The following is a 12,498-nucleotide window of genomic DNA, read 5'->3' as shown; positions in this document are numbered from 1 at the left end:
CCTAAATGGTTGAATCTGAAGCCCAGGGGCGCCTTCCGGGGATCGCCCCGGTCTCCGTCGTCGATATTGGATCGAATTCCATTCGTCTTGTCGTCTACGAAGGTATGTCCCGTTCGCCGACAGTCCTCTTCAATGAAAAGGTCCTCTGCGGCCTCGGCAAGGGCGTCGCCCTCACCGGCAAGATGGATGAAGACAGCGTCGCGCGGGCTCTGGCGGCGCTGCACCGTTTCAAGGCTCTGTCCGACCAGGCGCGCGCCGCCACCATGTATGTGCTGGCGACGGCGGCCGCGCGCGAGGCGAGCAACGGTCCTGATTTTATCCACCAGGCCGAAACTATCCTCAACCGCAAAGTCCGCGTGCTCTCGGGCGAGGAGGAGGCGAAATTCGCCTCGCTCGGTATCATCAGCGGTTTCTATAATCCTGACGGCATTGCCGGCGATCTCGGCGGCGGCTCGCTGGAGCTGATCGATATCAAGGGTAAGGAGTTCGGCAAGGGCATCACGTTGCCGCTTGGTGGTCTGCGCCTGTCGGAATATGCCGGCGGCTCGCTTTCCAAGGCCCAGACTTTTGCCCGCAAGCAGCTGAAAACGGCAAAGCTGTTGTCGAAAGGCGAGGGGCGCACCTTCTACGCCGTCGGTGGCACCTGGCGAAACATTGCCAAGTTGCACATGGAAATCACCCAATATCCGCTGCACATGATGCAGGGCTATGAGGTGTCGCTCGAAGCGATGATGCTGTTCCTCGACCAGGTGGTGAGCGCGCGCGATTCCAAGGAGCCGGCGCTGCAGGCCGTTTCCAAGCACCGCCGTTCGCTGCTGCCTTTCGGCGCCATCGCCATGAAGGAAGTGCTGAGCGCGATGAAGCCGTCGCTGATTTCGTTCTCGGCGCAGGGTGTGCGCGAGGGATATCTCTATTCGCTGCTGTCGGAGGCCGAGCGCCGCGCCGATCCGCTGCTGGCCGCCGCCGGCGAACTGGCGATCCTGCGTGCCCGTTCGCCGGAGCATGCCCGCGAGCTGGCGGAATGGACTGGTCGCATGATGCCCCTTTTCGGCATCCAGGAAACCGACGAGGAAAGCCGCTACCGTCAGGCCGCCTGTCTGCTGGCCGATATCAGCTGGCGCGCTCATCCTGACTATCGCGGCCTGCAGGCGCTGAACGTCATCGCCCACTCTTCCTTCGTCGGAATCAGTCATCCCGGCCGCGCTTTCATCGCGCTTTCCAACTATTACCGTTTCGAAGGCCTGCATGACGACGGCGCCACCGGCCCGCTGGCGCAGATCGCCACGCCACAGCTCATCGAGCGCGCCAAGCTGCTCGGCGGCATGCTGCGCGTCGTCTACCTCTTCTCGGCCTCGATGCCCGGCATCGTCAAGAACCTGACCTTCCGCAAATCCTCGAGCCCGGACCTAGACCTCGAATTCGTCGTGCCCCCCGAATACCGCGATTTCGCCGGCGAACGCCTGGACGGCCGCCTGCAGCAGCTTTCGAAGTTGACGAACAAGCGGTTGGCGTTTCGGTTCGAATAGGTCTGGTTTGCGGGCCGTTGTGCCCTACCAGCCCCCCTCTGCCCTGCCGGGCATCTCCCCCACAGGTGGGGAGATCGGCTGGGCGCGCTGGCTCTCCCAACCAAATATCCATTGCAGCTCGGCGAGACGTTGACATGGCGGGAAGATTTCGCCGCTTGTGATCTCCCCACCTGTGGGGGAGATGCCCGGCAGGGCAGAGGGGGGCTGGTCTGGCACACCGCCAAATATCTAACCACCCCCAAAACCAAAAAAGGCGACACCTTCGCGCCGCCCTTCCGCATTTCACACCAGAACCCCGAACCTACTTCGCGTTCAAAAACTCGCCAACCTCGAGCAGGCTGAACTCGTTATTGTCGGCCTTGTCGACGGCGCGGCCGGCCGAGAAGGGCAGGTTGTTGTCGTTGCCGATGATGATGTGCGTGGCGTCGACGCGGTCGACGTTTTCGATCGTCACGAACGGCATATCGTAGACGCCGTCCTTGCTGCCGGCCTTCTTCTTGTTGTCGGTGTCCTGAATGTTCAGGAGGTCGATATAGCCGATCTTGCGGACCGCCTTGCCGGCATTGGCATCGTTAAACTCGATCTTGTAGACGCGCTTCAGCACGGCCGGAGCTTCGAAGCAATCCGGCTTCGGTTGCTTCGGGTCGGCGCAGGCCTTGTCCGTCGTGCCGGCGCCGTTATCGCGCTCGATGACGAGAGCGGTGGTGTCGTCGAGCATGTTGAAGTCGCCGATCGACACCCCCTTGTCCTCGAACGGATAGAGCCAGCTGCGGCCGGTCCACTTCTTCGAAGCGACATCGAACTCGATGACGCGGATGGCGGTGTGGCCGTCGACCGTTTCCACCGTGCCGTCTTCCTTGTAGATGGCGCCTTCGAGCAGGCCGTAGAGCTTGGCGCCGTCCTTCGACATGGCAAGGCCCTCGAAGCCGCCGGAGCGCTTCAGGTTGAAGACCGGCATCTTCGCGGCCGGGTTGGCCGGAACCGAGAGAAGCGGATTGTCGGGCGAAAGCACCGGCTTGCCGTCGAGCGTCGTCGGAATGACGTCGGTGAGGCGGCCTGAAGTGTCGAACTTCAGGATGTAGGGACCGAATTCGTCGCCGAGCCAGAAGCCGTCGGCAACCGGCTGGATCGATTCGATGTCGAAGTCGGCGCCGGTGAGATAACGCGTGTCGGTGCCTTCGAGAACGATCGGGAACGGAGCGATCTTGTTCGGATCGGAGAGAAAGAGGTTCTTGACGACTTCAGCCTTGTTGCCGGCCCAGTCGAACTTCATCTGGTGTAGGAAGAGCATGGAGTCCGACGAGGTGGACTTCGAGCCGAAGCCGTTGTCGGAGAGCGTCCAGAAGGTGCCGTCGGCCATCGTCTTGACGCCGGAGAAGCCCTGGATCGGCTGGCCGTCGAAAGGAAGCTTCAGATCGGTAACGCGGGCGCCATCCTTACCGGGAACGGTGCCGAGCGCCTCGGTGCGCTTGCGGTCCGGCGTCGTAAACTTGCCAGAATGCTTGAGGAATTCGGGGGCATCGGCCGGCGCCGGAACCATGGTGTTGGCAGGCAGGATCGCCTGGCCGGCGAGCTTGGCCGGAAACTGCTGCTGGTCGGCCGAAGCGGAGCCCGCGAGCAAGATGAAAAGCGATACGGAAGCAAAAAGGATGTTCTTCATAATATCCCCGTGAAGCGGATTGCAAAGGCCTTCCGCTTAGCAGGGCTTTAATGTCAGCGAATTGACGGTTGGGTGAAGCTTTGGTGACGTCCGGTAGAGTCGTTGCTCAGCCGTGCAGAATGACCGCCGGCGTGTTCAGCACGGTGACCGCGCGCGAGGAAAGCGCCATGACGCCGAGCGCCTGGCCGCGGCCCTTCACGGCATGGGTGCCGAGATCCTCGCAGGATATGTCGTCGGGAAAATTTATGCGCCGGGCAAGCTCGGTGGAGATCAGTACCGATCGGTTTAGACTGCGGCAGAGCGCCTCCAGCCGGGCGGTTGTGTTCACTGTATCGCCGAAATAGCTGATCTTATGATGATCGACACCGATTTCGGCGGTGATGATCTCGCCGCCGTGAAGAGCGACGCGGAGCTTCGGCACCTGTCCATAATTTTTCCGCCAGCCGGCGGCATTGGCTTCGATATCGGCAAGGATATCGAAGATGCAGCGCACGCAGCGCGCATTCTTGACGCCGCGGGCAAGTGGCCAGGTGATGATCGCTGCATCGCCGACATAGTCGTTGATCATGCCCTTGTGGCGCCTGACCGGCTCGGCAAAGGTCGCAAACAGCGAGCTCAGCAGCTGTTGCGCCCTGAGGTCGCCGTGCTTTTCGGCAAAAGCCGTCGAATCGACGAGGTCGATGAACAGGAAAACGCGCTCTTCCCGGACTGGATTGCGGTAGCGGCTGATGAGCATGCTGAGGAAAACTTCACGACCAAGCAGTTCTCGCACACGCAAGACGAAGATCAGCATCGTGCAGACCGCCAGCGCATAGAGGAAGACTTCGAACGGCATGATGACGAGGTCGAGGAGCGACACCGGCTTCACCATGCCGAGCGACCAGAGCAGCAGGCCGGCGCAGGCAAAGCCGATGCTCATCAGGATTTCGTAGATCAGGAGCTCGGTGATGATGAAGGCGAAGGTCGGCAGCTTCTGGATGCGCCTGTAAAGTGCTCGAAACAGCACCTTGCGCTCGAAGGCGAGGATCGGCATGCCGATGAAGAGCGCGAAGATCGCCCCGATGATCGGCGTTTGATTGGAGTAGAACATCAGATCATAGACGACGCCGCTGGCTGCTAGGACGATCGTGATCAGGATCCAATTCTGTGTCGGAGATATTTCCCGCATGCCGCCTCTGCGCCGTGATGTTTCTTCCCGCCATTGTTTCAGGCCGGAAAAAACCGTCAAGCGAATTCGAAATTACAGCGCCGCGCATCTTTTTCAGACGTGCGGCGCTGTAGCATGTGAATGACTGCATAATTTTATCCTTAAATCGATGCCGATTTAAGGCGTAATGCAGTCGCCTCAGAGGCTGACGGTTTCGACCTTGCGGTCGACGAAGCGCAGAGCGATCGCACCCTGGATCAGTTGCAGTGCCGGCTCGCCGAAAAGATCGCGCCGCCAGCCGTGTAGGGCAGCGACTTCGGCCTTCTCGCCCTCGGCGGCGATCTTGTCGAGATCTTCGCTATTGGCGATCACCTTCGGCGCCACGCCGTGTTTTTCCGAAATCAGCTTCAGCAGCACCTTTAACAATTCGACGGCAGCAGCGGCACCTTCGGGCGCCTGCGCCTGGCGTGGCACATGCGGCATATCGGCCTTCGGAAGAGCAAGAGCGGTGTTGACGGCCTCGATGACCGCGGCGCCGGAAGTCGAGCGCTCCCAACCCTTCGGAATGGTGCGCAGGCGGCCGAGAGCCTCGGTGTCCTTGGGCTGCTGCTGGGCGACCTCGTAGATCGCATCATCCTTCAGCACCCGCGAACGCGGCACGTTGCGGGCTCGCGCCTCGCGTTCGCGCCAGGCGGCGACATATTTCAGGATCGCCAGCTCCTGCGGCTTGCGCAGGCGCATCTTCAGCCGCTGCCAGGCATCGTCGGGATGCATGTCGTAGGTTTCGCGCGACTCGAGAATGTCCATTTCCTCGGAGAGCCAAGAAGTGCGGCCTTCGCGATCGAGTTCCGCCTTCAGCGACAGGTAGACGTCGCGCAGGTGGGTGACGTCGGCCAGCGCATAATCCAGCTGTTTGTCCGAGAGCGGCCGGCGGCTCCAGTCGGTGAAGCGCGACGACTTGTCGATATGGACGTTTTTGATGCGGCTGACCAACTGGTCATAGGAGACGCTGTCGCCGAAGCCGCAGACCATGGCCGCGACCTGCGTGTCGAAGATCGGATGCGGTATGAGATTGCCGCGATTGAAGATGATTTCGATGTCCTGGCGCGCCGCATGAAAGACCTTCAGCACCTTCGTATCGGCCATCAGCTCGAAGAAGGGGGCGAGATCGATGCCCTTGGCCAGCGGATCGACGAGAACTTCCGTCGTCGGGCTTGCCATCTGAATCAGGCAGAGCTCCGGCCAGAAGGTCGTTTCACGCAGGAATTCGGTGTCGATGGTGATGAAGTCGGACTTGGCCAGCTCTTTGCAGGCGGCCGCCAAATCGGCGGTGGTTTCGATCATATCATTTCATTCGCAAGGAAAAGGTCGGTTAAACCTTCCTTCTCCTTTCGGTTCGATATGTCAATACAACAGCATACGCTTCGAGCATTGCTGGCGAAGAATCACGTCCAAACTGAGGCAAGGCGCGAACGCCGGCGCGAAGCACAGCCGCAACCACGGCGAAAGCGCACTGCCTCAGCTTACCCTGAGATAACTCGTCATCCCCGTCTTCTGATGCTCGATGATATGGCAATGCAGCAGCCAGTCGCCGGGATTGTCGGCGACGAAGGCAAGCTGCACCTTCTCGTCCGGCTGGATGAGATAGGTATCGGAGGTGAGCGGCATCACCTCCCGCGTCGAGGAGGAGATCACCGTGAAGCTCATCCCGTGCAGATGGATCGGATGGGCATGCGGCGTGGTATTTTCCAGATTGAAGACATAGCTCTTGCCGAGCTTCAATTCCGCAAGCGGAGCCGTCGGATCGGGCGTATCGCCCGGCCACGGCACCTTGTTGATGGCCCAGAAACTGTAGCCCAGCGTGCCACAGATGCTTTCGACGGCGGAATTCTCGGCGGTGGCGCTCAGTATCAGCGGGATCTGCTCGGCAGCGGTTAGATCGGCCTTCGGGACGGGATTGTCGACAAGCGGCCCGAGATCGCCGATGGCGCGCTTCAAGGATGATCCGACCGCGCGCAGGCTGGCGATCGTCTTCGGCGCCGTGCCGCGGATATCTTCGAGCGTCGCGACCGCACCTTCACCATCCGGCATGCGCACGGCAAGATCGAGCCGTTGACCCGGTCCGATCTGCAGGAGGTCGAGGGAAAAACGCTTCGGCACCGGATTGCCGTCGATCGCGATGACGGCGGCGTCGGCGCCTTCCATCTTCAGTGAGAAGATCCGCGTCACGTCGGTCACGGCAATGCGCAGCCGCACCAGCCCGCCGGCCGGCGCGTCATATCGCGGTTCCTGGTGCCAGTTGGCGGTGCGCACCGTGCCGTAGGTGCCGGTCTTGGCAGCGTCGCGCGGCCGGAAGGGGGCGATGAATTGTCCGTTGCCGCCGAGCCGCCAGTCACGCAGGTTCAGCACCACCTCGGCATCGAATTCCGGATCGGCCGGATCTTCGACGACGATGACGCCGGTCATGCCGTGGCCCATCTGCGTCAGCGTGTTGCAATGCGGATGGTACCAGAAGGTGCCGGCATCGGGCGGCGTGAAGGCATAGTCGAAGCTGTCGCCGGTATAGACATAGGGCTGCGTCATGAACGGCACGCCGTCCATGCGGTTGTCGATGCGAAGCCCGTGCCAGTGGATCGTCGTCGGCTCGTCGAGCCCGTTTTTCAGCCGCGCCGCATAGGGTCGCCCCTTTGTCATTCTCAGAACCGGCGGCATGCCGTCATGGCCCCAGCTCATGATATCCCTGGTCGGTCCCACCTCGGTCAGCATGGCCTCGGTCTTCACCGCCGTCAGCAGCTGCGGCTCGGGAGCCGCCTCGGCAAATCCGAATTTACCGGCAATGCCGATGCCGACGCCATAGGCGCCCGCCACAGCGGATGCCTTGAGAAGGTTGCGGCGGCTAAGGAGAGGCATGCGGATGCTCCACGGTGAGAATGCCGATCCTTTTAAAGTTGACCGGCATCTTCATCAATACAGGAAGCGCGGCCAAACTGCCGCAGCATACCGGTCGCAGCCTCGCCATAAACGCGTGTCAAACGCTCGGGCGCGTGCGCCAAGCCTTGACAAATCGGAGCGTCCATGCGCTTTTCCGCCCGATTTTCTTGTCGGCGCTTGAGGGTCTTGGAACCCTTGCTGCCGTCTTAAGCCACATGCCAGGATTTAAGATCATGCATCGCTATCGCAGCCACACATGCGCCGCCCTCCGCAAGTCGGATGTCGGCTCGACCGTCCGTATCTCCGGCTGGGTTCACCGCGTTCGCGACCATGGCGGCGTTCTCTTCATCGACCTTCGCGACCATTACGGCATCACCCAGGTCGTCGCCGACCCTGATAGCCCGGCCTTCAAGATGGCTGAGACCGTGCGTGGAGAATGGGTCATCCGCATCGACGGCCTCGTCAAGGCGCGTACCGACGACACCGTCAACAAGACGATGGCGACCGGCGAGATCGAGCTTTACGCGCAGGAGATCGAAGTCCTCTCCGCCGCCAAGGAACTGCCGCTGCCGATCTTCGGCGAGCCGGACTATCCCGAAGACGTCCGCCTGAAGTATCGTTTCCTCGATCTTCGCCGCGAAACGCTGCACAAGAACATCGTCAAGCGCACCCAGGTCATTTCGGCCATGCGCCGCGAAATGGGCAATGTCGGCTTTACCGAATATACGACGCCGATCCTGACGGCCTCCTCGCCGGAAGGCGCGCGCGACTTCCTCGTGCCCTCCCGCATCCATCCCGGCACCTTTTATGCCTTGCCGCAGGCGCCGCAGCAGTACAAGCAGCTGCTGATGGTGGCGGGCTTCGACCGCTACTTCCAGATCGCGCCGTGCTTCCGCGACGAAGACCCGCGCGCCGATCGCCTGCCCGGCGAATTCTACCAGCTCGACCTCGAAATGAGCTTCGTCGAGCAGGAAGACGTCTGGAACACCATGGGCCCGCTGATGACCTCGATCTTCGAGGAATTCGCCGAAGGCAAGCCGGTTACCAAGGAATGGCCGCGCATTCCCTATGACGAAGCGATCCGCAAATATGGCTCCGACAAGCCCGATCTGCGCAATCCGATCGTCATGCAGGCCGTGACCGAGCATTTTGCCGGCTCCGGCTTCAAGGTTTTCGCAGGCATGATCGCCTCCAACCCGAAGGTCGAGATCTGGGCTATTCCGGCCAAGACCGGCGGTTCCAGAGCGTTCTGCGACCGCATGAATGCCTGGGCGCAGTCGACCGGCCAGCCTGGCCTCGGCTACATCTTCTGGCGCAAGGAAGGTGACAAGCTCGAGGGCGCCGGCCCGCTTGCAAAGAACATCGGCGAGGAGCGCACCGACGCGATCCGCACCCAGCTCGGCCTCGATGACGGTGACGCCTGCTTCTTCGTTGCCGGTGATCCGGCGAAGTTCTACAAGTTTGCCGGTGAAGCCCGCACCAAGGCCGGCGAAGAGCTGAACCTTGTCGATCGCGACCGTTTCGAACTCTGCTGGATCGTCGACTTCCCGTTCTTCGAATGGAGCGAGGAAGAAAAGAAGGTCGATTTCGCGCACAACCCGTTCTCCATGCCGCAGGGCGGCCTCGAAGCGCTTCAGAACCAGGATCCGCTGACCATCAAGGCGTTCCAGTATGACGCCGTCTGCAACGGCTTCGAAATTGCCTCGGGCTCGATCCGTAACCAGTCGCCGGAAACCATGGTCGCCGCCTTCGAGAAGGTCGGTCTCAGCCAGCAGGACGTTGAGGATCGTTTCGGCGGCCTGTACCGCGCCTTCCAGTACGGCGCGCCCCCGCATGGCGGCGCTGCCTTCGGTATCGACCGTATCGTCATGCTGCTTGTCGGCGCGAAGAACCTGCGCGAAATCTCGCTCTTCCCGATGAACCAGCAGGCCCAAGACCTTCTGATGGGCGCGCCGAGCCCGGCAAGCCCGACACAGCTGCGCGAACTCTCGATCCGGCCGATCCCGCCGGTCAAGAAAGACTGAGATCGTCTGATCCCGAATGCAAAAGCCCGGCAAATCGCCGGGCTTTTCGTTTGGTTCGGTCGCTCACAATGCCGCGTAGATCGCCTCGCGAAGATCGACCGTGAACTTGCCCCACATGCCCTCCAGCGTCGTGTTGGTCAGCGCAACGACCGTCAGGCCATTGACCGGGTCGATGAACCAGCTATGGCCGTAGACGCCGCCCCATTTCAGCGTGCCCTTGGGGAAGGGAACGCCTGCCTCGGCCGGATTGGTGATGACTGACCAGCCGAAACCAAAGCCGGAGCCGGGCTCGTGCTGCTGGCGGAGGCCAGCTGCCTGATCCGTTATCATCATCCCTACGGTTTCGGTCGAGAGCAGCGGTGCGCCTCCTCTGCGGATGGTATCGAGTATGGCGAGCACGTCACCCGCCGTTCCCGCCATGCCGGCGCCGCCGGAATGATAGGAGGCGGGGTCGAAGATGCGGTTCGGCGCGAAGCGGATCGGACCCATCAGCGACATCACCACCGCATTTTCGCCCATCAGCGCCGGCTCCGGTGAAGCGTTCATATAGGCCGCTGCCAGCCGGCTGCGGTCGCGCACCGAAAACGCGGTATCGGCAAGGCCGAGTGGTTTCGTCACCAGATCAGCGACGGCCTCGCCCAGCGGCACTCCCGTTTCCGCCTCGATGACGCCGCCCAGAACATCCATGGCGACGGAATATTGCCAGTCGCTGCCCGGTGCGAAGCGCAGCGGTGCGCTGGCGATCCGCCGCAGGTTCTCGGCGAGCGGCAGTCCGGGCTCGGCGAGGCCGTCGGAAACGCCGGCGCGGCCATAGGGACCGCCGTCCTCTTCGGAGAAACTATAGCCGAGGCCGGACGTATGGGTCAGCAGGTGGCGGATGCGGATCGTTGGTTCGCCGCCGTCAGGCAGCCTCGGCCGGAATTCCGGCAGCCATCTCGTCACCGGGTCGTCGAGCCCGATTCTTCCCTGCTCGACGAGCCGCATCGCGGTGATGGTGACGATCGGCTTGGTGATGGAGGCAAGCCTGAAGATGGTGTTCTCGTGCATTGTCAGACCGTTCTCGCGGTCGGCGAAGCCGGCGGCGCGGCGATGGACAATCTCTCCGTCGCGGGCGACGAATACCACCGTTCCCACAAGCCGTTTGTCGTCGAGCGCGCTTGTGATGGCCGCATCGACCGCTGCTCCCAGCGATGAATTCCTGTCGGCGTCTGCCATTTCGAGGGGAAGACTCATCAGATTAAACCTTCTATAATCACAATGACCGTTCCTGAATATAGAAAGCCGCCTTGAATTTCTAGAGTGATCGTTGTGAAAAATAGTACTGACGTGAAAAATTCTACCGCTCGCCGCCGCGGCCGCCCGCCGGCTTTCGACCGCGAGACCGTGCTGTCGGCGGCGCGCGAGACCTTCTGGGCGCATGGATACGAGGGCGCCTCGATCGCCGATCTCACCGCCGCCATGGGCATCACGCCGCAAAGCCTCTATGCCGCCTTCAACTCGAAGGCAGATCTCTATCGCGCCGCACTGGAGCAATACCGAGGGCTGGGCGCCGATACGTTTTCCGCGCTCGGCGAGCCGATCGACACCGTCTCCGCCTTCGAGCGCATATTGCGGGGCTCGGCCGCGATTTTCTCGGCTCCGGAGCATCCGAAAGGCTGCATGATCTCGACGGCTGTGCTGAACTGCGCCAGCGAGAACGCCGTGATCGCCGACCATGTTGCGGCGATGCGTCGTCGGTCGCTGGACGCTTTCACGGCAAGGATCGAGCGTGGCATCCGCGAAGGCGACATGAAGGCAGAAACGAATCCCCGCGCGCTGGCGCGGTTTCTTGGCGCCATCATCCAGGGCATGTCGGTGCAGGCGAGGGACGGTGCATCGCTAGAGGAACTGCTTGATCTCGCAGCCCTCGCCATCGCCGAGGTCGGCCGCCACCGCGCCTGAAAACGAAAAGGCCCAGCAGTTCACGACTGCCGGGCCTTGATCGCAAGATCGAAGCAATCAGTCGTTGGCGGTAACCTTGACGCCAAGCACCTGCGGCAGCGTGTTCGGAGCGCCCATGGCGGCGCCCACGATCGTCGGGAACGGCACCGGCTTTTCGGGAGCGGCCTTGACAGTGAGGCTCTTGGGGTCGTCGAGGAAGGTGTTGACCGCTGCCGAAACGGCGTTCTGCAGTTCCGGGATATTGAGCTGCGCCAGCATGATCGGCGTCATCGCCTTCAGCGAATCCGCCATCTGCTTGCCGGAAATGTTCTGCTGTGCACCGGCATAATCGAGCGCGCGCTTGGTGATCGAGGCATCTTCGAAACGCACCTGCGCGGCTTCGAAGGACAACTGCTGCATAAGGCCGAGCATGGCAAGACCGAGAGCCTGCTGCGATTCTTCCTTGTTCGGGTTGGCTTCGGATTGCTTCATCGCATCCTGCAGCGACTTCACGAAGGGCATCGTGTAGCCCGAGATCTTGAAGCCAAGGTTCAGCTTGCCGATGTTGGTGAAGTCGAAGGCGAATTCTGAAATGTCGATCGTGCCGGGGGCCAGTTCCCAGGCGCCCTTCATGGTGATGTCGCCCTGGATGTGCTGCAGGGCGAGCTTCTCGATCGCGTCCTTGCTCTGCGGATCCTCAGCCTTGCTGAGATCGGCCTTCATGCTTTTGAAGGCGCCGTCGAAATCGAAGCCGGATTCGTCTTCGCGCAGCGTCAGGTTGACGTCGCTTTCGAGCACCGAGAACAATTCCGCCCCATCCTTGACCACCTTCAGTGGGCCGGTATGGGCAGTTTCGTAGAGCATCATGGTATCGAGCGTGTCGCCGCCCGGCGTTGCCGGGATCGAGATGCCGCCGAGCGTCAGCTCCTGCGCCGTTACCGTGACGCCGTCTTTCGTGGTGTTGATATCGGGGAAGGCGGCCTCTTCGATGTAATAGCCGCCATCCTCGTCTTCTTCGACGCCGGAAAGGGTGACTTCGCCGACGGCCAGGCTTTCGCCGCCGGCCGATTTGACGCTGACATTCTTCAGCGTCGCGGTCGTGCCGTCGATATCGACGCTGTCAGCCGAAATCGTTCCGCCTTGTGCGGCATAGGCGGCATTGAGCTTCTTCAGCAGATCGGCGCCGTCGAGAGCGAAAGCCGAGCCGGCGAGCGAGAAAAAGGCTGCGCTCGACAGCATCAGCCGCGTTGTCCGGTAAAAGTTCATGGGGTGATTCCTCTGGTGGCGTGG

At 61.7% G+C, this 12,498-nt stretch carries 9 protein-coding genes; 3 read left to right on the top strand and 6 right to left on the bottom strand.

Annotated features, from left to right (window positions below; all coding sequences use genetic code 11):
- The first annotated feature begins 5 nt into the window (after positions 1–5).
- Positions 6–1,526, top strand: a complete 1,521-nt coding sequence (ppx, locus tag A6U98_RS26190; RefSeq protein WP_064653916.1) for an exopolyphosphatase — start codon at positions 6–8, stop codon at positions 1,524–1,526.
- A 301-nt stretch (positions 1,527–1,827) separates the two neighbouring features.
- On the opposite strand, the gene A6U98_RS26185 is transcribed toward ppx, so the two are convergent.
- The 4 genes from A6U98_RS26185 to A6U98_RS26170 all read right to left on the bottom strand — a co-directional run bounded on the left by A6U98_RS26185 (position 1,828) and on the right by A6U98_RS26170 (position 7,243).
- The gene (locus A6U98_RS26185) at positions 1,828–3,186 is read right to left on the bottom strand and encodes an esterase-like activity of phytase family protein (RefSeq protein WP_064653915.1); all 1,359 of its coding nucleotides are present in this window, start codon (positions 3,184–3,186) and stop codon (positions 1,828–1,830) included.
- A 106-nt stretch (positions 3,187–3,292) separates the two neighbouring features.
- Positions 3,293–4,354 carry an adenylate/guanylate cyclase domain-containing protein gene (locus A6U98_RS26180; protein ID WP_064653914.1) on the bottom strand — a complete coding sequence of 354 codons (1,062 nt, stop codon included), beginning with the start codon at positions 4,352–4,354 and terminating at the stop codon, positions 3,293–3,295.
- Between the two features lie 177 nt (positions 4,355–4,531).
- The gene (gene rnd, locus A6U98_RS26175) at positions 4,532–5,677 is read right to left on the bottom strand and encodes a ribonuclease D (RefSeq protein ID WP_064653913.1); all 1,146 of its coding nucleotides are present in this window, start codon (positions 5,675–5,677) and stop codon (positions 4,532–4,534) included.
- Between the two features lie 174 nt (positions 5,678–5,851).
- Positions 5,852–7,243: a multicopper oxidase family protein gene (locus A6U98_RS26170; RefSeq protein ID WP_064653912.1), complete on the bottom strand. Its 1,392-nt coding sequence runs from the start codon at positions 7,241–7,243 to the stop codon at positions 5,852–5,854.
- A gap of 254 nt (positions 7,244–7,497) precedes the next feature.
- On the opposite strand from A6U98_RS26170, the gene aspS reads away from it, so the two are divergent.
- Positions 7,498–9,288, top strand: a complete 1,791-nt coding sequence (gene aspS / locus A6U98_RS26165) for an aspartate--tRNA ligase (protein ID WP_064654157.1) — start codon at positions 7,498–7,500, stop codon at positions 9,286–9,288.
- Positions 9,289–9,351: 63 nt separating this feature from the next.
- Here the strand turns inward: aspS and A6U98_RS26160 are convergent, their stop codons facing one another.
- The gene (locus tag A6U98_RS26160) at positions 9,352–10,521 is read right to left on the bottom strand and encodes a serine hydrolase domain-containing protein (protein WP_064653911.1); all 1,170 of its coding nucleotides are present in this window, start codon (positions 10,519–10,521) and stop codon (positions 9,352–9,354) included.
- Positions 10,522–10,587: 66 nt separating this feature from the next.
- Between A6U98_RS26160 and A6U98_RS26155 the strand changes: the two genes are divergently transcribed.
- The gene (locus A6U98_RS26155; protein WP_082933992.1) at positions 10,588–11,229 is read left to right on the top strand and encodes a TetR/AcrR family transcriptional regulator; all 642 of its coding nucleotides are present in this window, start codon (positions 10,588–10,590) and stop codon (positions 11,227–11,229) included.
- A 57-nt stretch (positions 11,230–11,286) separates the two neighbouring features.
- Here A6U98_RS26155 and A6U98_RS26150 read toward each other — a convergent pair whose 3' ends face one another.
- Positions 11,287–12,474, bottom strand: coding sequence for a hypothetical protein (locus A6U98_RS26150; RefSeq protein WP_064653910.1), 1,188 nt, complete (start codon positions 12,472–12,474; stop codon positions 11,287–11,289).
- Between the last annotated feature and the right edge of the window lie 24 nt (positions 12,475–12,498).

Origin of the sequence: Rhizobium sp. WYCCWR10014, from assembly GCF_001657485.1 — a bacterium.
GTDB lineage: Bacteria > Pseudomonadota > Alphaproteobacteria > Rhizobiales > Rhizobiaceae > Rhizobium.
The sequence above is the reverse complement of the archived record's forward strand: the minus strand, read 5'-3'. Positions and strand labels throughout refer to the sequence as shown.